The 25,477-nt window shown below is 73.2% G+C and carries 23 protein-coding genes and 2 pseudogenes; 8 read left to right on the forward strand and 17 right to left on the reverse strand.

The window, feature by feature from the left end; all coding sequences use genetic code 11:
• Nucleotides 1–52: 52 nt before the first annotated feature.
• From ACH4NX_RS31385 to ACH4NX_RS31420, 8 genes and pseudogenes are all read right to left on the reverse strand, one after another.
• Complete coding sequence (locus ACH4NX_RS31385) at nt 53–934, reverse strand: hypothetical protein (protein ID WP_351394509.1); 882 nt, start codon at nt 932–934, stop codon at nt 53–55.
• Nucleotides 935–1,016: 82 nt separating this feature from the next.
• Nucleotides 1,017–2,543 carry a hypothetical protein gene (locus ACH4NX_RS31390; RefSeq protein ID WP_351394506.1) on the reverse strand — a complete coding sequence of 509 codons (1,527 nt, stop codon included), beginning with the start codon at nt 2,541–2,543 and terminating at the stop codon, nt 1,017–1,019.
• Nucleotides 2,544–2,679: 136 nt separating this feature from the next.
• Entirely contained in the window at nt 2,680–3,375 is a 696-nt protein-coding gene (locus tag ACH4NX_RS31395; RefSeq protein ID WP_351394503.1) for a GntR family transcriptional regulator, read from the reverse strand.
• A 111-nt stretch (nt 3,376–3,486) separates the two neighbouring features.
• Nucleotides 3,487–4,344: pseudogene (locus ACH4NX_RS31400) on the reverse strand (SGNH/GDSL hydrolase family protein).
• A complete protein-coding gene (locus ACH4NX_RS31405) occupies nt 4,341–5,498 on the reverse strand; it encodes a glycosyltransferase (RefSeq protein WP_351394500.1) in 1,158 nt (385 codons plus the stop codon). The pseudogene ACH4NX_RS31400 and the gene ACH4NX_RS31405 overlap by 4 nt, the downstream one beginning before the upstream one ends.
• Nucleotides 5,495–6,622 (reverse strand): glycosyltransferase family 4 protein, encoded by a 1,128-nt coding sequence (locus ACH4NX_RS31410; RefSeq protein ID WP_398128352.1) that lies wholly within the window; start codon nt 6,620–6,622, stop codon nt 5,495–5,497. The genes ACH4NX_RS31405 and ACH4NX_RS31410 overlap by 4 nt, the downstream gene beginning before the upstream one ends.
• A gap of 371 nt (nt 6,623–6,993) precedes the next feature.
• Complete coding sequence (locus tag ACH4NX_RS31415) at nt 6,994–8,412, reverse strand: HEAT repeat domain-containing protein (protein WP_351394494.1); 1,419 nt, start codon at nt 8,410–8,412, stop codon at nt 6,994–6,996.
• Nucleotides 8,413–8,746: 334 nt separating this feature from the next.
• A complete protein-coding gene (locus ACH4NX_RS31420) occupies nt 8,747–9,139 on the reverse strand; it encodes an ankyrin repeat domain-containing protein (protein WP_351394491.1) in 393 nt (130 codons plus the stop codon).
• A 339-nt stretch (nt 9,140–9,478) separates the two neighbouring features.
• Between ACH4NX_RS31420 and ACH4NX_RS31425 the strand changes: the two genes are divergently transcribed.
• On the forward strand, nt 9,479–9,673 hold the full coding sequence (locus tag ACH4NX_RS31425; RefSeq protein WP_003977410.1) for a hypothetical protein: 195 nt from the start codon (nt 9,479–9,481) through the stop codon (nt 9,671–9,673).
• Between the two features lie 52 nt (nt 9,674–9,725).
• On the forward strand, nt 9,726–11,561 hold the full coding sequence (locus ACH4NX_RS31430) for a hypothetical protein (protein ID WP_398128353.1): 1,836 nt from the start codon (nt 9,726–9,728) through the stop codon (nt 11,559–11,561).
• 70 nt (nt 11,562–11,631) lie between these two features.
• Here ACH4NX_RS31430 and ACH4NX_RS31435 read toward each other — a convergent pair whose 3' ends face one another.
• Entirely contained in the window at nt 11,632–13,131 is a 1,500-nt protein-coding gene (locus ACH4NX_RS31435; protein WP_351394485.1) for a PLP-dependent aminotransferase family protein, read from the reverse strand.
• A 101-nt stretch (nt 13,132–13,232) separates the two neighbouring features.
• Here ACH4NX_RS31435 and ACH4NX_RS31440 point away from each other — a divergent pair, with 101 nt between their 5' ends.
• The 4 genes from ACH4NX_RS31440 to ACH4NX_RS31455 all read left to right on the forward strand — a co-directional run bounded on the left by ACH4NX_RS31440 (nt 13,233) and on the right by ACH4NX_RS31455 (nt 16,798).
• A complete protein-coding gene (locus tag ACH4NX_RS31440; RefSeq protein WP_398128354.1) occupies nt 13,233–13,931 on the forward strand; it encodes a YitT family protein in 699 nt (232 codons plus the stop codon).
• Entirely contained in the window at nt 13,928–14,695 is a 768-nt protein-coding gene (locus tag ACH4NX_RS31445; protein ID WP_351394482.1) for a glycerophosphodiester phosphodiesterase, read from the forward strand. The genes ACH4NX_RS31440 and ACH4NX_RS31445 overlap by 4 nt, the downstream gene beginning before the upstream one ends.
• A gap of 85 nt (nt 14,696–14,780) precedes the next feature.
• Entirely contained in the window at nt 14,781–16,145 is a 1,365-nt protein-coding gene (locus tag ACH4NX_RS31450) for an MFS transporter (protein ID WP_351394479.1), read from the forward strand.
• A 278-nt stretch (nt 16,146–16,423) separates the two neighbouring features.
• On the forward strand, nt 16,424–16,798 hold the full coding sequence (locus ACH4NX_RS31455) for an RNA polymerase-binding protein RbpA (protein WP_003977404.1): 375 nt from the start codon (nt 16,424–16,426) through the stop codon (nt 16,796–16,798).
• Nucleotides 16,799–16,898: 100 nt separating this feature from the next.
• Here the strand turns inward: ACH4NX_RS31455 and fxsA are convergent, their stop codons facing one another.
• The 4 genes and pseudogenes from fxsA to ACH4NX_RS31475 form a co-directional block, all read right to left on the reverse strand.
• Entirely contained in the window at nt 16,899–17,471 is a 573-nt protein-coding gene (gene fxsA / locus ACH4NX_RS31460; RefSeq protein WP_351394476.1) for an FxsA family membrane protein, read from the reverse strand.
• 267 nt (nt 17,472–17,738) lie between these two features.
• Nucleotides 17,739–18,534: pseudogene (locus ACH4NX_RS31465) on the reverse strand (polyprenol monophosphomannose synthase); the annotation flags it as partial.
• A 527-nt stretch (nt 18,535–19,061) separates the two neighbouring features.
• Nucleotides 19,062–20,666 carry an amidohydrolase gene (locus ACH4NX_RS31470; protein WP_398128355.1) on the reverse strand — a complete coding sequence of 535 codons (1,605 nt, stop codon included), beginning with the start codon at nt 20,664–20,666 and terminating at the stop codon, nt 19,062–19,064.
• Nucleotides 20,667–20,795: 129 nt separating this feature from the next.
• Nucleotides 20,796–21,236: an Lrp/AsnC family transcriptional regulator gene (locus ACH4NX_RS31475; protein ID WP_279565770.1), complete on the reverse strand. Its 441-nt coding sequence runs from the start codon at nt 21,234–21,236 to the stop codon at nt 20,796–20,798.
• Between the two features lie 267 nt (nt 21,237–21,503).
• Here ACH4NX_RS31475 and ACH4NX_RS31480 point away from each other — a divergent pair, with 267 nt between their 5' ends.
• Nucleotides 21,504–21,938, forward strand: coding sequence for a hypothetical protein (locus ACH4NX_RS31480; RefSeq protein ID WP_351394467.1), 435 nt, complete (start codon nt 21,504–21,506; stop codon nt 21,936–21,938).
• Between the two features lie 242 nt (nt 21,939–22,180).
• Nucleotides 22,181–22,480 (forward strand): hypothetical protein, encoded by a 300-nt coding sequence (locus tag ACH4NX_RS31485; protein WP_398128356.1) that lies wholly within the window; start codon nt 22,181–22,183, stop codon nt 22,478–22,480.
• Here ACH4NX_RS31485 and ACH4NX_RS31490 read toward each other — a convergent pair.
• The 4 genes from ACH4NX_RS31490 to ACH4NX_RS31505 form a co-directional block, all read right to left on the reverse strand.
• A complete protein-coding gene (locus ACH4NX_RS31490; protein WP_398128357.1) occupies nt 22,443–23,615 on the reverse strand; it encodes an acyl-CoA dehydrogenase in 1,173 nt (390 codons plus the stop codon). The two genes, ACH4NX_RS31485 and ACH4NX_RS31490, sit on opposite strands and share 38 nt — an antisense overlap.
• A 209-nt stretch (nt 23,616–23,824) precedes the next feature.
• Nucleotides 23,825–24,484 carry a TetR/AcrR family transcriptional regulator gene (locus tag ACH4NX_RS31495; protein WP_398128358.1) on the reverse strand — a complete coding sequence of 220 codons (660 nt, stop codon included), beginning with the start codon at nt 24,482–24,484 and terminating at the stop codon, nt 23,825–23,827.
• A 114-nt stretch (nt 24,485–24,598) separates the two neighbouring features.
• Nucleotides 24,599–24,739 (reverse strand): SCO1431 family membrane protein, encoded by a 141-nt coding sequence (locus ACH4NX_RS31500; protein WP_398128359.1) that lies wholly within the window; start codon nt 24,737–24,739, stop codon nt 24,599–24,601.
• A gap of 231 nt (nt 24,740–24,970) precedes the next feature.
• Entirely contained in the window at nt 24,971–25,441 is a 471-nt protein-coding gene (locus tag ACH4NX_RS31505) for a hypothetical protein (RefSeq protein WP_398128360.1), read from the reverse strand.
• Between the last annotated feature and the right edge of the window lie 36 nt (nt 25,442–25,477).

Genomic DNA, 25,477 nt, shown 5'->3' on the forward strand with positions numbered 1-25,477 from the left:
GGCGGACTCTCGTAAGTCTTCGTGACAGTGGGGTGCGGGGACGTGAGGGGTGTCAGGAGGAGTGGAAGGGCAGTCCGGCGTCGGCGACCAGCTCCAGGTCTTCCGTCTCCTCGGCGGGCAGCAGCGTCGCGGTGCCGTCGGTCACCGGGACGACGCCGAGGCCGAGGAGCTCGGCCATGGCCGCGCTGCCCGCCATGTCACGCACCTGGAGCTGGTAGCGGGCGGTCGTGCGGTACGTGCCGCCGTTGTCGTCGCCGGTGCGCTGGAGGAAGCCGGACTCGGTGAGGAACGCCGCGGCCTTGCCGACGATGCCGGTGGTGGAGCCCGGGAGTCTGCGCGCGTCCTTGGTGGCGCCGGTCGAACTGCGTCTGGCCCAGATCCGCCAGGCGGCCTCCAGCCCCGGGGCGTCGGTGGCCGGGTCGGTGTTCTCGCCCTGCTCCTCCGCCCGCTCCTCCAGTCGCCGGCAGGCCTGGCGGACGAAGGCGTCGACGCCGTTGACCGTGACGCGGCCGATGTAGCCGTCGTCGGCGAGGTCCTCGGGGCGCGGGTAGGCCATGGCGGCGAGCGCGAGGTGGGCGAGGCCGTGCAGGAAGCGGTCGCCGGAGTCGGTGGCGGCACGCCGCGCGTAGTCGCCCATGCGGACGGCGAACACCGAGTCCTCGGCTGCGGTCACGGCCATCCCCGCGCGCGGGGACACCTCCAGGACGATCAGCCCGAGGCCGGCCGCCACGGCGTCGGCGAGCCGGGCGAAGGGCGGGTCCTCGCGGTACCGGCGCAGCAGGTCGGCGTACTCCTGGTCACGCGCGGGCAGCAGCTTGGGCTGGAGGCCGAAGGCGACGAGCCGCGCCGCGTCGGCGGCGTCGGCGGGCGTGACGGCCGCCGTGGCCGGCGTGGCACCCGCCTCCGGTTCGCTCCGGTCGACGTGCTCGGTCACGGTCGGTACTCCTTGCTGGGCTCTTGCTCGCTGTGCTGTCGCTCGCTGTGCTGTTGCTCGGGGTCGAGGTCGTGGGAGCCGGTCATGCCGCCTCCGTGCGGTCCGCGGCCATCCCTGCCGCGTCCAGCAGTGCGGTGCCGACGATGAGGTCGGCGCCGCCGAACTCGGGGTCGTCCAGCTCGGTGCCGTCGTCCACGGCGAACAACAGCTTCGGCTCGCCCTGCCGGTAGGCGGTGCCGACCGGTGGGCTGGCCGCGTGGACGGCCAGCAGGGCGACGAGGTAGGGCAGTTCCGTGTCCCGGGCGCGCGCGTCGGCCAGCAGCCCAGACAGCCGGCGTGGCGCGTCGTGCGGCAGGTCGAGCAACTCCATGGCCGCGGCGAGCTGTTCCTCGCTGAAGCGGCTGTCGTCCGGAGTGGCGATCAGGTCGGGTTCCGGCATCTCGGCGCCCAGGTGCTCCCGCTCCACGGGCGGCGTCAGGAGAATGTCGACGAGGTCGCCGACCCGGACGGAGACGGGCGTGCGCAGACCGGTGCCGCGCGCGAAGAAGGCGTCGGTGACGCGGAGTGCCCGCTCCAGGGGCAGCGGCAGGACGGGGGCGACGAGATGGCCGTAGAGGTCCAGGCCCGAGGTGGTCAGGGGGGTGGCGAAGGCCTGCCGGTCCTGTTCGGCGCGGAAGAGCGGACCCGCTTCCAGGAGCCGGGACTGGAGCTGGGTGTGGCGGCGGATGCAGTCCTTGACGATGTCGACGAGCTCGGCCGCGCGGCGCTTCTGCTCGGGGTCCTCGGACTCGTCGCGGGCCTTGCGGATGTTGGTGAGGATCGCGTTCTCGTGGCGGTACCGGTCGGCGACGTGCTCCAGGGCCTCGGCGATCATGTCGGGGACGGCGCTCAGCCAGTCCACCGCGCGGACGTTGCGCCGGGTGGCGTCCAGGGCTCTGCGCAGGGTCTCCGAGTACTGCACGGTCCGGTACCGGGCCTGCTCGGCGGCGAGCTGGGCGTCGGCGAGGCGGCCGCGGCTGATCAGCACCTCCAGCTTGACCTCGGCGGCGATCTGGGCGCTGGTGACGTCGGTGTCCAGGGCGCCGACGAGGACGTTGACCGCCTCGTCCGTGGTGCGCAGGTAAACGGTGCCGCCGGGGCCGGGGACCTCCTCCAGCAGTTTGAAGTCGTAGTCGCGGCGCACGTAGGTGCCGTCCGGTCCGAAGGTGCCGTACACCGCGCGGAAGCCTCGGTCGACGCTGCCGACGTTGATCAGATTCTCCAGGACCCAGCGGGCCACCCGCTCGTGCTCGGCGGCGGGCCGTGCCGGTGCCTGGGCGGCGACGCGCGGGATGAGCCGGGCCACTATCTGGTCGTGGTCGGCGCCCGTGTCGAAGTCCATGTTCAGCGTGACGAGGTCGATGGCGGAGAGGGCGACCTCCGCCATGCCGTACACCGAGTACTCGCCGGCGAGGTTGGCCTTGCGCGCGTCGAGGTCGTGCAGCGGCGCCGTGCAGGCGAGCGCGCGCAGCCGCCGCGCCAGTCCCTCGTCGGCGGCCGGGCCCGGGGCAGGGCGCGGCCCCGCGCTGAGCTGGGGCGGAACGCTGTCCGTCGATGCAGGCGAAGTCACGGTGCACAGACTAGGTCCTCGGTCTGACAACCTCCCAAACGGCACAGATGGGCCCCGACGCGACAGGCGCCGCCCGCTCCCGGTTCCGGTTCGCGGTCCCGGTTCGCGGTCCCGCCCGCGGTGTGACCTGCTGGGCCTATCCCTCGTCCCCGACCCGCCGCAGGTAGACCTCCACGACCCGCTTCAGCGAGTTCTCGAGGTAGACCGCGAGCAGCCGCTCCGCCCTCTCCCGCCCACCGGTCTCCAGGACCTCGAGGAGCTCGGCGTTCCGCGCGATGTACGGCTCGTGCAGGCGCCGCGGGTCGTCCACTACGTGGAAGGCGAGGCGCAGTTCGGCGAAGACGCTGCGCATCAGCTCGTCCGTGCGTTCGCTGCCGGCGAGGGCCACCAGTTCCCGGTGGAAGTGGATGTTGGCGGTACCCACACCTTTCCAGTCGCCTTCGCGGGCCGCCAGCCGCCCGTCCTCGACGGCCCCGGCGAGGCCGTCCAGGACGTACGGCGGCTCTCCGAGACCCCGGACCACGGCGCACTCGACGAGGGCGCGGGTGCGGTAGATGTCCTCGACGTCCTCGACGGTCAGGACCCGGACGAAGACGCCCCGGTTCAGCTCGTGGACGAGCAGACGTTCATGGGTGAGCAGCCGGAACGACTCGCGCAGCGTGTTGCGCGAGACCCCGAGCGCGCCCCCGATGCTGTCCTCCGACAGCCGGGTCCCGGGCGGGAAGTAGCCCTCGGCGATCCGGCTCCGGAGGATGTCGGAAACGCGCTCGGCGGTGCTGGTCCGCCCGAGGAGGGCCCGGTCGTCCGCCAGTCCCGTCAACTGCTCTGCCATGCCCGGAATTCAATCGCAGATGCCTGAACGAAACAATGTGGGTACTGAGGGATCGTTGAGCGATCCCCCACAGTCCTGGATCCGAGCGAGGATGCCCCGCCGACTGCGGCTTCACGCCGCCTCCGGGCGCTTCGTCGTCGACAGGGCCGCCAGGGCGGCGGAGACCGCGGCGGACGTGCGCAGGTCGAGCCGGGCACTCGTCCCGCGCGCGTGGTGGCGCGGTTCGTCGGCGGCCAGGGTGAGCAGGCTGGGCAGGAGGTCGGCGCAGCGCCGGGCCGCCCAGCCGGTGCCGGCGGTGGCCGGCCGCCACAGGCTCGCCGACCTGGTGGGAGCGGGAACGTCGTTCTCGGGCGAGGGCGCGGGTCCCGTCGCGTCGCCGCTCGCGGCGAGCAGCGCGTGGAAGCGCGGGGCCAGCTGCCGGTGGCCCCCGCTCGCCGGGGTGCAGCCGGTCCGCGCTCCGTATCGCGCGGTCCGTATCGCGCGGTCCGTGATCGAGTCGCCCTCGCACGCGTGCAGGTGCACGGCCCCGTACCGGTCGGACAGGGCGTGCATCACGGCGTTGACCACCCGTTGCCGCCGGACCGGCGAGCGGGCCGGCGCGCCCGCCGGCCCGGGCATCGCCCCGGGATCCGGCAGACACGCCGTGAGGAGCAGCGCCCCCTGCTCGGTGAAGGCGGCGTACACCGTGTCAAGCCGGGCGGCGCCGAGGTCGAAGGCGCGGCGCAGGGTGTTGTTGACGCCGACGACCACGGACACCACGTCGGGCCGCAGGGCGAGAGGGGCGGGCAGCTGCCGCTGGGCCACGTCACGGGTCTGCGCCCCGCCGAGGGCGAGGTTGGTGACCTCCGCGGGCTCCTCGGCGAGCCCGGCGGCGAGCAGCGCGGCCCAGCCGCGCCACCCGTCCCCCAGTGGGTCGCCCACTCCCTCGGTCAGCGAGTCGCCGAGAGCCACGAACCGGACGCGTGTCAGGACACGGCCCCGGGCAGTACGTCGTGCGCGGGCGCCGTCGCGTCGTGCGCGGCCAGGAACGCCTCGACCGCCGCGCCCCAGCCGAAGCACTCCGCCCGCGCGCGTGCCGCCTCCCGCCGGTCCGCCTCCCGGCGTTCGAGGAGCAGGCCCACGGCGTCCGCGAAGGCCTCCCCGTGGTCGTCGGCGACGGCTCCGGCGGCGCCGATCACCTCCGGCAGCGCCGACGACGCGCTCGCCACCACGGGCGTGCCGCACGCCATCGCCTCCAGCGCGGCGAGTCCGAAGGTCTCGGCGGGTCCGGGCGCCAGGCACACGTCGGCGGACGCCTGGAGCGCGCCGAGCAGAGCGCGGTCGGCGACGTGTCCGAGGAAGGTCACCGGCAGCCCGCGCTCCCGGGCCCGCTGTTCGAGCCGCGGGCGCGACGGTCCGTCGCCGGCCACCACCAGTACCGCCCGTTCGCCGCGCCGCCGGAGCGCCGACAGCGCGTCGAGTGCCCTACCGGGCCGTTTCTCCACGGACAGCCGGGAGCACATCACCAGCAGGGTCTCGTCCCCGCGCGCGTGCCGGGCGCGCAGCGCCGGATCGCGCAGCGCCGGGTGCCGCCCGGCCAGGTCGACGCCCAGGGGCGCCCGTACGACGTTGCGGGCCCCGATGCGGACGAACTCCCGCTCGGCGAACTCCGTGGTGCACACCACGCGCGCGTAGGTGTGCGCCGTGCGGATGTTGAGGGCGTCGGCCGTGCGCCGGGCGGTCCGCTCGGGCAGGCCCCAGGTGCGCAGCACCCCGTCGGTGGTCTCGTGGGAGACCACCACGGCCGGGACCCTGGCCCGCCGGGCCCACCTGCCGGTCCAGCGCAGCGTCGTGCGGTCGGACACCTCCAGGCGGTCGGGTGCCAGCCCCTCCAGCAGCGCGGCCACGCGCCGCCGGTCGGTCAGGACCCGGTATCCGCCGGTGCCCGGCAGCAGCGGTCCCGGGAGGGTGATCACCCGGCCCTGCGCGGTCTCCCGGTCGTCGGCGTGCTCTCCGGGAACGATGAGGACGGGTTCGTGTCCCGCCGCCCGGAAGCCCTCGCCCAGCTCCCGCAGGGCGGTGCGCAGGCCGCCGGACGCGGGGGCGACGAAGTTGGCGAGCCGGACGATCCGCAGCGCGCTCATGCCGCCAGCACCGCCTTCCGCGAGGCGAGTACGTCCGTGTAGTGCCCGATCAGCCGGTCGCCGACGGCCGCCCAGGTGCGCCCCTCCACGGCGGCTCGCCCGGCCGCCCCGTACACGGCCCGCAGCCCGGGGTCGGCCGACAGGGACCAGACCGCGTCCCGTACGGCGGCGGCGTCGCGCGGCGGCACCAGCAGTCCGGTGCGCCCGTGCACGACGAGGTCCAGCGGACCGCCCGCCGCGGGCGCGACGACGGGCAGCCCGCTCGCCATGGCCTCCTGGACGGTCTGGCAGAACGTCTCGAAGGGGCCGGTGTGCGCGAAGACGTCCAGTGAGGCGAAGACCCGGGCGAGGTCGTCGCCGGTACGGCGGCCGAGGAAGGCCGCGCCCGGCAGCGCCTGTTCCAGGCCGGGCCGGCCGGGCCCGTCACCGACGACCACGACGCGCACGCCGTCCAGGGCGCAGACACCCGCGAGCAGCTCCACCTGCTTCTCGGGGGCGAGCCGTCCGACGTAACCGACGATCAGCTCGCCGTCGGGGGCCAGTTCGCGGCGGAGCGTCTCGTCACGACGGTCGGGGCGGAAGCGGGCGGTGTCCACCCCGCGCGGCCACAGGGCGACCCGGGGCACGCCGTGCGCCTGGAGGTCGTGCAGGGCCGCGCCGGACGGGGCGAGGGTGAGGTCGGCGGCGGCGTGCACGGAGCGGATGCGCCGCCAGGCGGCCGCCTCGCCCGCCCCCATGTACGTACGGGCGTACCCGGCGAGGTCGGTCTGGTAGACGGCCACGGCGGGGACACCGAGCCGGGCGGCGGCAGCCATGCCCCGGACGCCGAGGACGAAGGGACTGGCCAGGTGCACGAGATCGGCGCGGTGCCCGGCGATCGCGGCGGCCACCCGCCGGCTGGGCAGCGCGACGCGGACCTGGGGGTAGCCGGGGAGCGGGAGGGAGGGGATCCGGACGAGGGGGCACGGCGCGGCGGAGTCCGCCGCGTCGCCGGGGGCGGTGGCCGGGGCGACGACGACGCAGTCGTGGCCCCGGTCGACGAGGTGCCGGGCGGTCTGGAGCGTGCAGTGGGCCACGCCGTTCACATCGGGGGGAAAGGATTCGGTCACGATGACGACACGCATACCGGTGTTGTCGCCGGACTGGACGTGCTCGCGTCAACGTCGATCTTTCCGGCCGAGGAACGTGTCATGAGCGTTGCCCTGCCCGCCCGAGCGGGCCGGTCCGCGGCCATACCCGCCTGGCCCGCGGGTCATCCGTCGTTCACACGGGAGGGACGGAAGGGCCCGCCGCCCGACGGACCGTCGCGGGAGGGCCGGCGAGCACACGGCGAGGGCTTGGCGAGCACATGCAACGGCCGGGCGAGCACACGACGTCGACCGGGCGGCACACGGCGTCGCACCCGCCCGCACAGCGGTCCCCGGCCGGCTCACCCAGCCTCTCCGGCCGCCTCGTACGGCGGGTGCGTCCGCCTCGCACCACGGGTGCGTCCGGCTCACACGGCGGGTGCGTCCGGTCCGAAGCGGCTGCGTACGGCCGTCTGGACCTCGTCCTCCTCGGCCGGGTCGGCGGCGAGCCTGCGCAGCCGTTCGACGACGCGGTTGTCGCCGGTCTCGGCATGGCGGGCGGCGAGTTCGCGGGTGGTCTCCTCGCAGTCCCACAGGCACTCGATGGCGAAGGCGGCGGCGAAGGACGGGTCGGTGGCGGCCAGCGCACGGGCTGCCCGGCCTCTCAGGTGGGAGGAGGCGGTCTCGCGGTAGATGTGGCGCAGTACGGGGGCGGCGCAGACGATGCCGAGCCGGCCGGTGCCGTCGACGAGGGTCCACAGGGTCGGCGCGTCGGGGCCTTCTCCGCGCACCGCCTCCCGCAGCGCGGCGAGGACGAGGTCGCGGTCCCGCGCTCCGCCCCGGCAGGCGAGGACGCGCCCGGCGGCGGCACCCAGGGCGTCGGGCCGGTGCACCCAGCGGCGCGCCAGGTCGACGGCGGCGAGGCCGCGCATGCGCTCGAAGGCGGCGACGGCGGCCTCCACGACCGGCGCCGAGCCGGTGCCCACGGCACCCTCGATCAGGTCGAGGGCGTCCGGATCATTGCCGTCGGCGAGATAACGCAGGGCGGTGCAGCGGGCGCCCTCGTCGCCGGACCGCGCGGCCTCGACGATCTCGGGCCGGTCATCGGGCCCGGCGACGGCCGTGAGACACCGGGCGGCCGGCACATGGAGCGGGACGCCGCGCTCGACGCCCTGCTGGGCCCACTCGAACACGGCCCGCACGCTCCAGCCCGGACGCGGACCGGTGGGGCTCATCTGGCGCTGCCATCGGTCGAAGCTGCCCGTCTCGTGGGCGGCACGCACACGCGTGGCGATCGATTCGCGCGGATCCTCGGCCCACAGCCGCCAGGGCCGGGGTTCGAAGGCGTCCCGCACGGCGACGGCCAGTTCGGCGTCGCCCTCGGGGTCGCGCGGGAAGCGTGCCAGGACGGGCGCGGCGAGGGAGCGCAGGCCTGCGTCGTCGTCGCGCAGCGCCAGCTCGTCCAGCGCCCATGCCCAGTTGACGCCGTGGGCGGCGTACCTGCGCAGCAGCGCGAGCGCGTCCAGCCTCCCGTAGGAGGCGAGGTGGCCGAGAACCGCGAGGGCGAGCCCGGTACGTGACTCGTCGGCGTCGAGGACGTCCTCGGGGTCGAAGAGGTGGGCCTCGATCGCGTCCAGCTCGCCGTTCAGGTCGAGGTAGAGGCGGGCGTAGTAGAGGGAGCGGTTCTCCACCTGCCAGTCGTGGCGGGGATCGCGCAGCACACAGTGGTTCAGTGCCGCGAGCGCTTCGGAGCGCGGAGCGGTGAGCGCATGCAGCGTGCCGTCGCCGCGACCCCGCTGAAGCAGGCCGAGCAGCGTACCGCTGGGCGCTATGACCGGATCGAACATGGGAAACAGCCTCACATCAAGCGTCGACGCAACCGGGGAACACGCGTTACCTGGCCGTGTGCCAACACGTCGGAGCGCCCGCCGTCTCTTGCTTGCCGAAGACCATGTTCCTCTGCCTCTCGTCGATGGCCCGTGCGGGCCGTGTCACGGCCCGCGCGGTGCGGCAACACCTGCCCAGCCATCGCGTCCGTGAACCACGTCGTCATGATGACCCGGCGGTCACATCTGCCGCGACCGAAATTTCGGCGGCCCGGTACCGCCTCCCCCGTTTTTGGTGTTTTCCCTGGTCAGAATGTGCGGAGCAGACCCGGAGCCGATCCGGGCCGATGTCCGCTCACTGGACGCCGAACAGCTCCAGCAGCTCCGTCCGGGCGAACATCCGCGCCGTGTCGACGGCCGACGGGGTGCCCGCGGACGGGTCCGCGCCGGCTTCCAGAAGCGCCCTGGTCACATCCGTCTCCCCCTTGAAGGCCGCTCCGGCGAGCGGGGTCTGGCCCCGGTCGTTGACGCGGTCGGCCTCGGCGCCACGGGCCAGCAGCGCGCGCACCGCCTCGGCGTGGCCGTGGTACGCGGCGAGCATGACGAGGGAGTCCCCGCGGTCGTTGGTGAGATTGGCCGGAACGCCGGCGTCCACATACGCCACCAGTTCCTCGGTCCGCCCCTGCCGGGCCAGATCGAAGATCTTGGTCGCCAGCTCCACGACCTCCGGGTCGGGGGCTTCACTCATCGGCCGGACCACCTCTCACTACGGACGTTTCGGACGCGACGGCGCGTCGAACGTGACAAACGTCGGGGACTGCGTGGGCGCACGGCCGCGAGCGGTGCCGCCGTGCGAGTGAATCGCCAGGGTACTGGCTCGCGCGACACATGGGCCGAGGTGCCCGAGGTAAAGATCAGCAAGGACCCGGCGGGGCGCAACAGCCCTGCTCAACCGGCCCAACGAGCCGCTCCGCCGCACGGGGTAATTCGGGCGAATTTCCCCCATTTGCACCTTTTATCGTATGGATACATGCTGTGATCCTGGAAGTACTCATGGTGACTGTCCCCGCGAACCAGGAGAACTCACATGATCCTCTCGATCTCAGGCGTGGTCCTGCTCGGCATCGTCGTCTTCATCTTCTTCCGAAAGGACGGCCTGAAGGCCTCGCACGCGCTGGTCGCGGTCCTCTTCGGCTTCTACCTGGCGAGTACGGCCATCGCCCCGAGCATCAAGGCAGGCGGCGAGAGCCTGGCGGGCCTCCTCGGCGGAATCAAGTTCTGACGCCCGTCTCGCCCGCCCGACATCCGCACGTACGCACTTCCAGGAGGCAGCAGTGGCCCGGCGGCCCCTCCCCCGCATTCTGAGCAACGGCGGCGCACAGCTCGCCCGGAGCCGGGAGCTGGCCCGGACGGCGGCCGACAGCGCCACCGACGTCCTCCAGCCGCTGATCACGATCGCCCGCGGTCTGCGCCGCCTGGCCGCGGCCGCGCGGCGCAGATGGGCCGAGACCCCCAAGGACCGGCGCGGCGCGCTGCTGTTCCTGGTGGCCTCGGTGGTCCTGGTCGTGGCACTCGTGCCGTACGGCCCGCTGCTCGCCGTCATCGCTCTGATGGCGGCGGCAGCCTGGCAGGGCAGGGACCGCGCCCCGTCGGAGCCGGAGGGCCCCGACGACTCCCAGACCGAGCGCCTGCACTCCCTCTACGAGGCGCTGGTCCCGTACTTCTCCCTCGCCGAGGACCCCGATCCCCTGTACGCCCACGGCGGCGCGTGGGAGAAGGCGTTCCCGGCGTACGAGTTCGACGACACCGGCCGCTTCGCCCACCTGGTGATCCGCTACCCCGCGTACTTCACCGACGGGGAGGCCGAGGCCCGCTCCCGGATCGAGCACCTGCTCACCGCGAAGTCCGGCCGGGGCCGGGAGTACCACTTCACGTGGGACGAGGAGGCCAACCACCTCTCCGTCGACGTGCTCCCCGCACTGCCCACCGACATCGCCGCCCAGCGCTTCGTGACGGCGCCCGGCGAGACCGTCCTCGGCTTCACCGACCCGACCCGGGTCCAGCGCACCCTCCCGCTCACCCACGGCGAGGAGCGGCGCGACGTGCCGCCGGTCGTCTGGCGTACCGGCATCCGCTCGACCGAGCCCCACCTGCTGGTCCTGGGGCAGCCCGGAACCGGCACGTCCACCCTGCTGCGCTCGGTCGCGTTGCAGGCCCTGCACCACGGCGACCTGCTGGTCGTCGACGGCGGCGGCACCGGCGAGTACGCCTGCCTGGTCGGCCGGGACGGCGTCCTGGCCGTCGAGTGCGGCCTCACCGGAGCGCTGACCAGCCTGGAGTGGGCCGCCGCGGAGACGGAACGACGGCTGATCTCCGTCAACCGGGCCCGTCAGGAAGGCCGGCCGACGCCCGACGACACCAGGCGGCCGCTGTGGGTCTTCGTGGACCGGCCGAGCGCCTTCACGCACCTGGCCGCCGCGGACGGCCGCGAGGATCCGCAGTCCCTGCTCCAGGTCCCGTTGCGGCACGGCCGAGCCGCGAACGTGACCGTGGTCGTCGCCGACCAGCTGGACGCCCTGGACAGCCTGAGCGACGCCGTACGGCAGCACACACGCGCGCGTGCCGTTCTCGGCCCGGCCACGGCGGACGAGCTGACGACCGCACTGGGTGCTCCTCCGCACACCACGCCCGTCGACCAGGTCCCGCCCGGTCGGGGCTACGCCCGCCTGGGCACCGGCCCGGTGCACCGCCTCCAGGTGCCGGCCACGCCGGACCCCTACGACGACGCGACGAGTGACGCCCACCGGCAGGCGGTACTCGACCTGCTCCCGCCGCGCACGACACCGGCGGACGGCGAGCGGGCGCCGATTCCCGCGGAAGCGGCGGAGGCGGAGGCAGAGGCGGCGGAGGCAGAGGCGGCGGAGGCAGAGGCGGCGGAGGCAGAGGCGGCGGAACCTGAGCCTGAGCCTGAGATCATCTCCATCAAGAAGGAGGACCTGCCGGCCGAGACCATGACCGGGACGGGGACTCTGAGGGTGACCGGGACCCGGACCGCGCCGAGGGAGCCCGCGGCGGGCGCCGAACCGACGCCGGTCGCGGTGGAGACAGCCGTGGAACCGGCCCCGGCTGAGACGGTCCCTGCGAAGGCGGTCGCGGCGGAGACCTCCTGACACCCGACGAAGGCCGGAGCCGCCCACGCCCCGGGCCCGGGCTCCGCCACCGGAGCCCGCGTCACCCCCGCTACGCCACGAAGGTCCGCGGCGCCTCGCCGCCCCCGACGCCCCCGCTCTCCACCAGCCGGGCCGCCGCGGCCAGGCGTACCGCCGCCTCCTCGGCCACCACGCCGGCCACGGTGAACGGCAGCCGGACGTAGCCCTCGAAGGCCCCGTCGACCCCGAAGCGCGGCCCGGACGGGACCCGTACCCCCACCCGCTCCCCCGCCTCGGCCAGCCGTGAGCCGGACAGGCCCCCGGTGCGCACCCACAGGGTGAGCCCGCCCCGCGGCACCTCGAACTCCCAGTCGGGCAGCTCCCGCCGTACCGCGGCCACCAGCGCGTCCCGGTTGTGGCGGGCCTGCTCGCGCCGCACCTGGACGGCCTGTTCCCAGCCGCCGGTGCTGAACAGCCAGTTCACGGCCAGCTGCTCCAGGACGGGCGTGCCCAGGTCGGCGTACGCGCGCGCGGCGACCAGGCTGCGGATCACGTCGGGCGCGGCGCGGACCCAGCCGATGCGCATCCCGGCCCAGAACGCCTTGCTGGCGGAGCCGACGGTGACGACCGTGGACCCGGCCGGGTCGAAGGCGCACACCGGGCGCGGCATCTCGACCTCGTCCTCCAGCCGCAGCTCGCTCATCGTCTCGTCGGCCACGAGCACCGTCCCCGCCGAGCGGGCCGCGTCCACGAGCCGCCGCCGCTGGTCGTCGTCGGCGAGCGCGCCGGTGGGGTTGTGGAAGTCGGCGACCACGTACGCGATCCGGGGCGCGGCCTCGCGCAGCACCTGGCGCCAGCGGTCCACGTCCCAGCCGGTGAGCCCCTCGGCCATCGCGACGGGGACCAGCCGGGCCCCCGCCTCGCGCATCAGCTGCAGGATGTTGGCGTAGGAGGGCGACTCCACGGCGATGCGCTCGCCGCGCCCCCCGAAGAGGTGGCAGATGGCGTCGATGGCGCCCATCGCCCCCGTGGTCACCATGATCTGCTCGGGCATGGTCGGGATCCCGCGCGCGGTGTAGCGCTCGGCGATCATCGCGCGCAGTGCGGGCAGCCCGGCCGGATAGTCGCCGTGGGTGTGCGCGTAGGGGGGAAGCTCCTCCAGGGCGCCCTGCACGGCACGGGTGAGCCAGGGTTCGGGCGCGGGCAGCGCCGCGCAGCCCAGGTCGATCATCGAACCGAGGGCCTCGGGCGGCAGCGGTTCCAGACCGCGCGCCGGCAACGGGTTCCCGGCGGGCACGGCGGTCCAGCTGCCCGCACCGCGCCGCGACTCCAGGAAACCCTCGGCGCGCAGCGCCTCGTAGGCGGCGGCGACGGTGGTGCGGCTGACGGTCAGGGCCATGGCCAGCTCGCGTTCGGCGGGCAGCCGGGCGGCGACCGACACGCGCCCTTCCAGCACCAGCAGCCGGATGCCGTCGGCGAGTGCGCGGTAGGCGGGCGGGCGGCGGGTGCCGGGCCCGGCCGGGCGGTCCTGCTGGGAGCCGAGCAGCCGGGCGAGCTGCCCCGCCCCCACGGCCGAGGTCCACTGAGCCATGGAAATCAGTCCACCTTCCCCGAATTGGCCATGGTTGGCTCTCCTTCTCAAGCCACAGAGTGTCATGCAGCAGGCCACTATCACCACACAGGGGGCACAACTTGTCCAGGCAGTCCAGCCAGTCCAGTCAGTCCGTGCAGTCCGGGCAGTCCGGGCACCGGCATCTCGCGCGGCGACTGACCCAGCTCTACGGCGGTCTCGTGCTGTACGGCGCGAGTTCGGCCCTGCTGGTCGGGTCGGGCCTCGGCCTGGAGCCGTGGAACGTGCTGCACCAGGGCCTCGCGGAGCGCACCGGCCTGTCGATGGGCGTGGTGCTGACCCTGCTGGGCGCGGCGGTGCTGCTGCTGTGGATCCCACTGCGTCAGCGTCCGGGCCTCGGCACCGTCTCCAACGTGCTGGTGATCGGCGCCGCGATGGACGCGACGCTGGCCGTGGTGCCCGACGCCCACGGCTGGACATCGCGGATCGCCATGATGACGGCGGGGATCGTCCTGAACGGCGCGGCCACCGGGCTGTACATCGCCGCACGTTTCGGTCCGGGCCCACGCGACGGTCTGATGACCGGGCTGAACCAGCGCACGGGGCTGTCGGTGCGCCTGGTGCGGACCGCCGTCGAGATCACCGTCGTGCTGACGGGTTTCGCCCTCGGCGGCACGGTCGGTGTCGGCACCCTGCTGTACGCGGTGGCGATCGGCCCGCTCGCCCAGGTGTTCCTGCGCGTGTTCGCCGTTCCCCCGGCACCGGGCGGCAGCACGGTCGTTGCCGCCGGTCGACCCCGGGGCGCGATACTGCGTCGGTGACCACCGCGATACGCCACCCCTACCTGGACCATCCCGGCCCCATCGCCTTCGCCCACCGGGGCGGTGCGGCGGACGGCCTGGAGAACACGCTGCGGCAGTTCCGGCGGGCGGTGGAGGCGGGCTACCGCTACATCGAGACGGACGTCCACGCCACGCGGGACGGAAAACTCGTCGCCTTCCACGACGCGACCCTGGACCGGGTGACCGACGGGGCCGGCCGGATCGCCGACCTCGGATGGGAGAAGGTGCGCCGCGCGCGCGTGGCGGGCCAGGAGCCGGTGCCCCTCTTCGAGGAGCTTCTGGAGACCTTCCCCGAGGTGCGCTGGAACATCGACGTCAAGGCGGAGCCCGCGCTGCTGCCGCTCCTGGAGCTGATCGGGCGGACCAACACCTGGGACCGGATCTGCGTCGGCTCCTTCTCCGAGGCCCGCGTCGTGCGCGCCCAGCGCCTGGCCGGACCGCGTCTGGCCACCTCGTACGGCACCCGGGGCGTCGTCAACCTGCGGCTGCGCTCCTGGGGCGTCCCGGCCGCGCCGCGCCGCTCGGCGGTGGCCGCGCAGGTGCCCGAGGTCCAGTCGGGCATCCAGGTGGTGGATCACCGCTTCGTGCGCACCGCCCACGCGCGCGGCCTTCAGGTGCACGTCTGGACGGTGAACGACGCCGACCGCATGCACCGCCTCCTGGACCTCGGGGTGGATGGCATCATGACCGATCACATCGACACACTGCGCAAGGTCATGGAGGACCGCGGCACCTGGGTCTGAGTCCGTCCGGGACCGTCCGGGACCGTCCGAGACCCGCGGCCGAGCCCCCGGGACGTCGCGCCTGCACGGGGAAGCGAGGGCACGGGTGGGCACCGACACCCTGCGGACGGACGCGGCCGACGGCGCCGACGACCGACGGCGCGAGCAGCGCGGCTGGTACTTCTACGACTGGGCGTGCTCGGTCTACTCGACGAGCGTGCTCACCGTGTTCCTGGGCCCCTATCTGACGTCGGTCGCCGAAGCGGCGGCGGACGCGGACGGGTATGTCCACCCGCTGGGCATACCCGTGCGGGCCGGTTCGTTCTTCGCGTACTCGGTGTCCCTGTCGGTGATCGTGGCGGTGCTGGTGATGCCCCTGGTGGGCGCCGCGGCCGACCGCTCGGGCCGCAAGAAGCCACTGCTGGCCGCCGCCGCGTACACCGGGGCCGCGGCCACGACGTGCATGTTCTTCCTCGACGGCGACCGCTATCTGCTGGGCGGACTGCTCCTGGTCGTCGCCAACGCCGCGCAGTCGGTGGCGATGATGCTCTACAACTCCTACCTGCCCCAGATCGCCCCTCCCGAGGAGCGTGACGCGGTCTCGTCCCGGGGCTGGGCCTTCGGGTACGCGGCCGGGGCCCTGGTCCTGGTCGCGAACCTGATCCTCTACACGGCCCACGACTCCTTCGGGCTGAGCGAGAGCGCGGCGGTCCGCGTCTGCCTGGCGTCGGCCGGCCTGTGGTGGGGCGCCTTCGCGCTCATCCCGCTGAGGCGGCTGCGTGACCGCCGTACACCCGCGAGGGGGCGCGAGAGCACGCGGGCGGCCGCCCTGCCCGGCTTCCGGCAGCTCGCGGCGACCATCCGCGACATGCGCCGCCGTCCGCTCACCCTGGCGTTCCTGCTGGCGTACCTCGTCTACAACGACGGTATCCAGACGGTGATCTCCCAGGCCTCGGTCTACGGCTCGAAGGAGCTGGACCTCGGGCAGTCCACCCTCATCGTGGCCGTACTCCTGGTCCAGCTGCTGGCGGTGGCGGGCGCGCTGGCACTGGGGCGGCTGGCCCGGACGTACGGGGCGAAGCGCACGATCCTCGGGTCGCTGGTCGCCTGGACGGTCACGCTCGCGGCCGGGTACTTCCTGCCGGCCGGGGAGCCCGTGTGGTTCTTCGCGCTGGCCGCCGGGATCGGGCTCGTCCTGGGCGGCAGCCAGGCGCTGTCCCGCTCCCTGTTCTCGCACCTGGTCCCGCCCGGCAAGGAGGCCGAGTACTTCTCGGCGTACGAGCTGAGCGACCGCGGGATGAGCTGGCTCGGGCCGCTCATCTTCGGGCTCACCTACCAGCTGACCGGCAGCTACCGGGACGCGATCATCTCGCTGGTGGCCTTCTTCGTCCTCGGTTTCGTGCTGCTCGCGCGGGTGCCGGTGCGGCGGGCGATCGGCGACGCGGGCAACCCGGTACCCGAAAGGATTTAGCACTCGGCGCGAAAGGGCTGTAGTGTACGCGTTTGGCCTGCCAGGCGTACCGTTACTGCGCGTCAAAGGTGCCGAAACGCCATGTCGCATCTGCCAGCAGAGGTGACAAACCGGACGGCGGCGGGTACTGCACTGGTTGCAAGGCTGCGACTGCGACGGCGACGCAGACGCCCGGAACGGGAGTCGGGACGGGAATCTTTACCGCCGCCCGGACGTTGACCGGATGACGACGACAGCGACACCTGTCCTGTGGGCGACAAGCCCGGGAGGCACGATTCATGAGTGAGCGAGCTCTTCGCGGCACGCGCCTCGTGGTGACCAGCTACGAGACGGACCGCGGCATCGACCTGGCCCCGCGCCAGGCCGTGGAGTACGCATGCGAGAAGGGGCATCGATTCGAGATGCCCTTCTCGGTCGAAGCGGAGATTCCGCCGGAGTGGGAGTGCAAGGTCTGCGGGGCTCAGGCACTCCTCGTGGACGGCGACGGCCCTGAGGAGAAGAAGGCCAAGCCCGCGCGTACGCACTGGGACATGCTGATGGAGCGACGCACCCGCGAGGAACTCGAAGAGGTCCTCGAGGAGCGGCTGGCCGTTCTGCGCTCCGGCGCGATGAACATCGCGGTACATCCGCGAGACAGCCGCAAGAGTGCGTAGCGGGAAACTGTAAACAGCACAACCGAACACCGCGGGTGCCGTACGTGAGCTTCACGTACGGCACCCGCGGTTTTGGTGTGTCCGGGTCCCGGCGCGGGGCTCAGCGCGTCAGCGGAGGGCGGGGGTCCCGCGGTGCGTCGTCCGGGTCGTCCCGTATGACCTCGCCCTGGACGACCTTGCCGTCCGGCTGGTGCATGCGGGCCTGGCGGAAGGCGTCGCCCAGGGTGCCCGGGCCGGCCTCGCGGAGCTTGCGCTCCACGGTCCGCTCCGCGTAGCGGCTCACGGCCTTCTGGACCGGCGGCAGCAGCATGAGCAGGCCCAGCGCGTCCGAGACGAGACCGGGAAGTATCAGGAGGAGACCGCCCAGCATCATCAGGCCGTTGCCCTCGCTGTTCGGACGAGCCTCGGGCATGACACCGGCCTGCTGCTGTTGCAGCGTCTCCGTGAGGTTCCTGAAGGCCCGGCGGCCCGCACTCTTGATCACCACGGAGCCGAGGACGATGCCCGCGACCAGCAGCAGGAAGACAACGAACCCGCTGGAGGCACCCGCGACCACGGTCAGCAGCCAGATCTCCAGAACGAGCCACGCGGCGATGCCGAGCGGCACGAAGGTGCGCAGCCTGGAGCGCGTGGGCCGGGCGGGGGACCTGGGGGTCTGAGCGCCAGTCGTCATACCCCCAGTGTGCCTGGCCCCGGCTCAGCGCGGCATAAGGGGACGATCAGGTGTTCTTGTCAGGCGCCTGTGCCGACGTGTCGCCCGGCTCGGCGGGCTTTTCGGCGGGCGCCTCGACCGCCTTGTCCTCCAGCTTGTCGGTGGACTTCTCGGCGGGCTCAGGCTTCTCGGCGGGCTCGGTACCGGGGCCTTCGCCCACCGGCTCGCCCACCGTCTCGTCCACGGGCGCTTCGGCCGGCACGCCGGCCGGCTCACCAGCCACCCTGTGGGGCTGCCTGTCGCCGCGGCCCAGGACCTTTCCGACCCTCTCCCCCACGCCCCACGTGGTGACCCGCCAGAGCGCCTCCACCAGGATGTCGCGGCTCATCTTGGAGTCGCCGAGTTCGCGCTCGACGAACGTGATCGGCACCTCGACGACGTGGTAGCCCGCCTTGATCGCCCGGCGGGCGAGGTCGACCTGGAAGCAGTAGCCCTGCGAGGAGACCTCGTCCAGGCCGAGCCCCTCCAGGGTCTCGCGGCGGAACGCGCGGTAGCCACCGGTGACGTCGCGCAGCGGCAGGTCGAGCGCGAGGCGCGAGTACATGCTGCCGCCGCGGGAGATGAACTCGCGGGACTTGGGCCAGTTCACCACCCGGCCGCCGGGCACCCAGCGGGAACCGAGCACCAGGTCCGCGCCCTTGAGCGCGGTCAGCAGACGGGGCAGCTCCTCGGGCTGGTGCGAGCCGTCGGCGTCCATCTCGATCAGTACGCCGTAGCCGTGCTCCAGGCCCCAGCGGAAGCCCGCCAGGTAGGCGGCGCCCAGGCCCTCCTTGCCCTTGCGGTGCAGGACCTGGACGTGGTCGTCCTCGGCGGCCAGTTCGTCGGCGAGCTTGCCGGTGCCGTCGGGGCTGTTGTCGTCGGCCACGAGAACGTGCGCCTGAGGGACCGCCTCGCGCACACGCGCGACGATCGCCTTGATGTTCTCCGCCTCGTTGTAGGTCGGAACGATCACCAAGGCTGTCCCCAGGGGGCCGAACCGCCTCCCCCGCCCCGCTTCCGCGGGCGTCCCGTCGCCGTCGTTCACCGCTGCCCCTTCATGTCCGTACGCAGAGGACCACCATAATGGCCGCGGCCTGCGGTGACGTGACAGGACGTTCGTATGGCGGTGTCATTTCCCCGGTACCGGGGTAGGGATGCGCGGTTAAGGACCGTTTCCACTGCGGATGGGGGCCCGGCGCCCTTCGGGCCGACCTGGGGCCCGCTGGCTGCGGGTCGACCGAAAGCCGTTGTCTACTGAGCGCCCGGGCCCCACCCGGGTCACACCTCCCGACCGGCCGGAACGTCCCCTCGTCGCGGCGCGAGCGCTGAGCCTGGCTCCCAGGGACAGTGCCCCGGTGCGGCACACCGTCCCTGACCCAGCGGCGCCGCGACGTGTGCGCGGAAGGTTCCCCGGTCGGGCGTCCGGTGGTGGACTCGGCCGAACCTACCGGCCCCCTGCCGTCGCCTGTCAACAGTCGTTCGACCTGCGGCTTCCGTGTCAACGCGCAGGTCAGAGCGGTGGACGCGCAGGTCGTACGCGGAAGAAGATCATCGCCCCGTCGGCCGTCGAGATCACTCGCCCGGCCGTACGAACACCGTCCGGCCGCCCACCACGGTGCGCAGACAGACGGGCAGGTCCCGGCCCGGCGTCAGATCGGGCAGGCCGGGGGTGCCGGAGCGCGGGTCGGTCGACCAGCGCGCCACCCGGTCGTCGGGGGCCTGGACCAGGAGTTCCCCGGTGCGCCACACGGCGTAGTCGGCGGGCGCGCCCGGCACCAGGACGCCCGCGTCGTCGCGTCCGACCGCCCGCCAGCCGCCGCGCGTGTGCGCCGTGAACGCGGCGCGCACGGAGACGCGGTGCTCCGCCGTCCGGTGGAAGGCGGCGGCCCGGACGGTGCCCCACGGATCGAGGGGCGTGACCGGGCTGTCGGAGCCGAAGGCGAGGGGGACGCCGGCCCGCAGCAGGGCCGCGAAGGGGTTGAGGGTGCCGGCCCGTGCGGCGCCCAGGCGCTGGGCGTACATGCCGTCCTCGCCGCCCCACAGGGCGTCGAAGGCGGGCTGCACGGAGGCGGTCAGGCCCAGCTCCGCGAAGGCCGCGACGGTCTCGGGGGTGAGCATCTCGGCGTGCTCGACGCGGTGGCGGGCGGCGCGGATCCGGGCGAGGCCGAGCTTGTCGGCCGCGACGCGCACCCCTTCCACCACGGCGGTCACGGCGGCGTCGCCGATGGCGTGGAAGCCCGCCTGGAGGCCCGCCTCGGTGCAGGCGACGACGTGGGCGGCGACGGCGGCGGCGTCCAGGAAGGCGGTGCCCGTGTGGCCCGCGTCGGCGTACGGCTGGTGCAGGCAGGCGGTGTGCGAGCCGAGGGAGCCGTCGACGAAGAGGTCGCCCGCGGCGCCGACGGCGCCCAGTTCCCTCGCCTTGTCGACGTCCTGTTCGGCCCAGTATCCGATCACTCGCGGCCCGCGCTCCTGGGCCGCGAGGAGCAGCAGGCCGGTGAGGTCGTCCTCGGAGGAGATCTCCGGGCCTGCGCACTCGTGAACGGTTCCGATGCCCAGGGAGGCGGCGTGCGCGAGGGCGGCGCGCTGGGCCTCGGTGCGCTGGGCGGGGGCGACGGCCCCGAGGGCGGCGGCGCGTACGGCGTGGTGGGCGTCGGCGGTGAGCGGTCCCTCCCCGCGGCCGGCGCCCTGCGGGACCAGGTCGAGCAGGGCGGTGGTGACGACGGCCGAGTGGACGTCGATACGGCTGAGGTAGAGGGGGCGGCGGCCCGCGGCCTCGTCCAGCTCGGCGCGGGTCGGAGGCAGGCCGTCGGGCCAGCGGGCGGCGTCCCAGCCGTGGCCGAGGAGGACGCGGTCGTCCGGGCGGGCGGCGGCGAAGTCCCGTACGAGGGCGAGGGCCGCCTCGCGGGTGGGGGCACCGGACAGGTCGAGGCCGGTGAGGGCGAGGCCGGTGGAGGTGGTGTGCACGTGTGCGTCGGTGAACGCCGGGGTGACCAGGGCGCCGTCCAGATCGATCACCTCGTCCACGCCGTCCGCGAAGGCGTCCGCGGCGCCCTCGGAGCCGACCCAGGCGACCTGGCCGCGTTCGACGACCATGGCCGTCGCGAAGGGGTCGGCGGGACTGTGGACCTCGCCGCGGCGCAGCAGGACGGTCGTGGGCGGGGTGGTGGACTCACTCATGCGCACCAGTCTCGCCCCTCGCGCGGGCCACTTGGCAGGCGGGTCAGCCGCGCCACGCCGCGGGAGCGAGGAGCCCGGCACGTCGGGACGCCCCGGCGCCCGGGACGGCGGGGACGGACCGGCCGCCCGTCAGACGCGTGGCGGCCGGGACTCGTACGGTGTGGACAGCACCACGGTGGTCCGGGTCGACACCCCGGCGAGGGAGCGGACCCGGGCGAGCAGTTCCTCCAGCTCGTGCGGGGTGGACACGCGCACCTTGAGGATGTAGTTCTCGTCGCCCGCCACGCTGTGACAGGCCTCGATCTCCGGGACTCCGGCCAGACGGTCCGCGATGTCGTCGGGGGCGCTGGGGTCGAACGGTTTCACCGAGATGAAGGCGGTCATCGGCAGCCCGACGGCCTCCGGGTCGACGACCGCGGCGTAGCCGCGGATCACGCCGCGCTGCTCCAACCGCCGCACCCGCTGGTGCACGGCCGACGTGGACAGGCCCGTGGCCTTGCCCAGGTCTGTGTAGCTCATCCGCCCGTCCTTGACGAGCAGCTGCACGATCTGTCGGTCCAGCTCCTCCATGGCGCAAGAACCTACAGTGCGGTTGATCTCCTCGGATACCTGAGCGGTCCAGGTCATGCCCGGTTCATGGTGTGACGTGGAGTCGGCCGACGGCCGAGTGGGGACAAATACGCCGCAGGGGGCACTTACGAGCGGCATGTGACGAAGACCACACCCTCCGAACGGTCTCCGTGATGTCCTCGTGATTACCCCGTAGGGGGGACGGGAAGTGCTTGCTGTGGTCGAGGCCGCAGTGCCGTCACGACCCAGCCCGAGGGGGAGAACCCAATGCAGAGTCTTAAGCGCCCTGGACGTACCACGCCCAAGCGGCAGCAGCCGGTCGTCGAGCTCGTCCCGGAGGGCGTCGAACCCGACGTCTTCGACGAGGAACTCGACACCTACGACACCTTCGAGATGTACCGGGTGATCTGCCCGGACTGCGCGCAGCCCATCGCCCTGCTGGCGGACGAGGAGGTGCTGCCGGAGCACGCGCTGTGCGCCTCTCCGTGGAATCCGTTCGGGCTCTCGGTCTGCGCCGGCACCGGCCGCAGGGCCACCGAGGCCCGGCCCGCGGACGAGTCGTTCCAGCCCCACGAGCAGGAGACGGCCCTGCTGTTGACGCTCCCCCAGGGCCTCGACTGGCGGACCCAGCCCTTCTCCCACGTCGGCGGCCCGGGCTCACGCCCGATGCGTGTGCCGACGATGCGGCGCGAGGCCGCCTGAGCCGCCCGAGCACCCACCGCCCGGGGGGGCGTAGCCCGATTCCGCACACCGACGTGTGCCACGGCCCGCGGGGCCGCCGTGGCACGCGCCGGTGTGCGCTGCCCGGTCGGCCGTGAGGTGCCGCCACCGGGTGACGCACGTCAGCCCCGGTCTCGCGACGACGACTCGGCGACGGACGCCCGCGAACTCACGCTCGATTCCGTGGGCCGGTGTCCTGCCCGCCGTCGCCGCGTTGCCCGGGTATGACCCCCATGTACTCGGCGACCGCGCGTCGGCGCCGCGCGTTCGTCCCGGTGCCCGCGGGACTGGTTCCGCCGGCTCCGCAGCCCCCGGACCCGCCGATCTACCGTGAGCTGATGCGGACCTGGGCAGACCGCGGCCGTACCCTGCCGGGGCGCCACGACCCGGAGTGGGTCCGGCTCGCGGCGCCTGGGCGCGGGCTCGAGGACTTCTCCGCCACCGGCGGCTTCCGCGTCACCGCGGAAGCCGGCGCCGTCGGCGGCCTCAGCGTCCCTCGGGACCCGCGAGGTGACGGGCGATGACCATCCGCTGGATCTGGTTGGTGCCCTCGACGATCTGCAGCACCTTGGCCTCGCGCATGTACCGCTCGGCCGGGAAGTCCGCCGTGTAGCCGTACCCGCCGAGGATCTGCACGGCGTCGGTGGTGACCCGCATCACCGTGTCGGTACAGTGCAGCTTGGCCATGGCGGCCTGCTTGGCGAACGGCAGCCCGGCGTCGCGCAGCCGTGCCGCCGACAGGTACAGCGCGCGGCCGGCCTCGATCTGGGTCGCCATGTCGGCGAGCATGAAGCGCAGCCCCTGGAAGTCGGCGATCGGCTTGCCGAACTGCCGCCGCTCGGCCGCGTACGACACCGCCTCGTCCAGCGCCGCCTGGGCCACACCGATGGCGCAGGCGGCGATGCCCAGCCGCCCGGAGTCGAGCGCGGACAGGGCGATCGCGAAGCCCTGCCCCTCGTCTCCGAGGCGCCGGGCGTCGGAGACCCGCACACCGTCGAGGTGGACCTGCGCGGTGGGCGAGCCCTTCAGCCCCATCTTCTTCTCGGGCACCGCGGCGCTCAGCCCCTCGGCGTCGCCGGGGACGAGGAACGCGGTGATCCCCCGCGGGCCGTCCTCCCCCGTACGCGCCATCACGGTGTAGAAGTCGGCGATGCCGCCGTGCGTGATCCACGCCTTGGTGCCGTTGATCACCCAGTCGTCGCCTTCACGGACGGCCTTGGTGCGCAGCGAGGCGGCGTCCGATCCGGAGGCGGGTTCGGAGAGGCAGTAGGCGCCGAGCAGGCCACCGCCGAGCATCGCGGGCAGGTGCTCGCCCCGCTGCTCCTTGGTGCCGTACGCGGCGAGCGCGTAGGAGGCGAGCGTGTGCACGCTCACGCCGAGACCGACGGTGAGCCGGAGGGCGGCGAGCTCTTCGAGGACCTGGAGGTAGACCTCGTACGGCTGCTCGCCACCGCCGTACTCGGCGTCGTAGGGAAGCCCGAGCAGGCCGGAGACGGAGAGCAGGGTGAAGACCTCGCGCGGGAAGCGTCCGGCGTCCTCCTCCTCGGCCGCGCTCGGGGCGATCTCACGCTGCGCGATGTCGCGGACGAGCGAGATCAGATCCCGTGCCTCGTCCGTGGGCAGTTGCCGGTCCACCGGCTGCGGGGCGCGGTCGGGCATGGCGACGCTCTCCTCCCTGTCGGGCACATCGGCGGATGTGCGCCTTGGGTGGAGGCGGTTCCGCCGGGTCGTTCGGGCCTGGCCGATGCTCGCACTCCCGGGTCACGGAAGCGGCTGACCAGCGACTGTGCGCTGTGAGTATGCCCGATCGGAGGCATGGAGTCACCAGTTAACGACCGCTTACTTCGAGAAAGGTTGCGGCCCCGTCGTCAGGCGTCCCGGCGGGCGGCGGGCGGGGAGGGGCAGGCGGGGTCCAGCTCCTCGATGGCGCGCAGGGTGCCGCCGAGCGACTTCACCAGCAGGTCGCGCATGGCCTCGCGGGGCAGTTCGGGGCGACCTATCCAGTCCAGGGTGGCGCCCTCGACGCCGCACACCCAGGAGAGCAGGCCCATGCGGGCCAGTGGTCCGACGTCGGAACGCCCGTACGCTCCTTCGGCGATGGTGACGACGATCGCCTCGCGCACCCCGTCCCGGATGGCGTGCACCTCGGTGTCGAAGCCGACTCCGCCGCTGACGATCGTGCGGTAGGCGGCCTGGTTGTACTCGGCGTAGCGCAGGTAGCCGTCGATGGCGCGGTGGACGCGGTCCACCTCCGCCAGTTCGGTGCCCCCCGCGGCGGTGGTGACGAGACCGGCGACCGAGTCCTGGATGATCGCCAGGTAGTAGCCCCGCTTGGACTGGAAGTAGTAGTAGATCAGCCCTTTGGCGACATGCGCCTGACGGGCGATGTCATCCATCGAGAGCGCGTCGTACGACGTGTCGGCGAACAGCATCCGCCCGATGGCGATGAGTTCGGCGCGGCGTGTCAGCGAGCGCTCGGTACCGCGCGCCCGGGGACGGGCGTCGGCACGCTGTTGACCAATATTCAATTCCGACCCTGATCTCCTACGAGTGGCAGGACATCCGCAGTATGGCAGGGCCGGGTCGTGGGGCAGGTCACACAGCAGGTCACACAAGGGTCACGTCACAGCGGACCTACAGGGTCACAGCAGACCCAGCTGGACCACCAGCATCGCGATCACCACGACAAGGGTCCATCCCATGACGTGCTCGAGGATCTTCGGACCGTCGTCCTTGGGCCCGCCGGTACGGACACGGGCGGCGGTGGCGGTGTGTGCGCTCATGGCTTCTCACTGATCTCGACGTTCGGTGGACTCCCCCGGCTCCCCCCGGCACACCGCCTCCCCCGGCGGTAACCCTGTCCACCTTGCCACCGTGGGCGGCTTTTGCGGCGGAGACGTTGGTCACAGTGGGCCGGTGGACCACGGCGGACGAACCTCGGCACCACCAAGGGGAGACGGGCCGCTCGGACGGGGCGTCCGTCCTCACCCGGCACTTCGACCAGTAGATCGAGGTCACGCTTCCGAGGCCGCCGGCGGCCGGGGACCGAGGTCGCCGGTGACCTTGGGGCCGCAGCGCCTACCGATGTAGACGCAGCCTGTGCCGTCCCGCAGGGTGGAGAAGACCACGGGCATGTAGTCCTCACTGAACGCGGCACCCACTCCCGTACCGGCGAACACCGACTCCGTCACCGGCAGCAGATCGATCTCCAAAGGCTCGGAGAAGTCCTTCATCCCGTCGACGAACTCGTACAGCGCGTGTCCCGCACCGTCCCGTTCGGTCACAGTGATGACCACGCCCTCGCGCCTGTAGGTGCCGAGAAGCGGTGCGAGGTCGACCACCGGCGGTTCGGCCGGAGGGGCGAAGGGCTCAGGCATCGTCACGCCCGCCAGGTCGGCGAGCAGTTCCCGGTAGAGGGCCGCGTACAGCTCGCGCGCCCCGCCGTTGGTGAGCAGGGCGACCGCGACGCCCGCCGAGGGAACCACGCGCAGGTGGGCGTACTGTCCGATCGACGCGCCGTC

Origin of the sequence: Streptomyces sp. NPDC017225, assembly GCF_044331465.1 — a bacterium.
Taxonomy (GTDB): Bacteria; Actinomycetota; Actinomycetes; order Streptomycetales; family Streptomycetaceae; genus Streptomyces.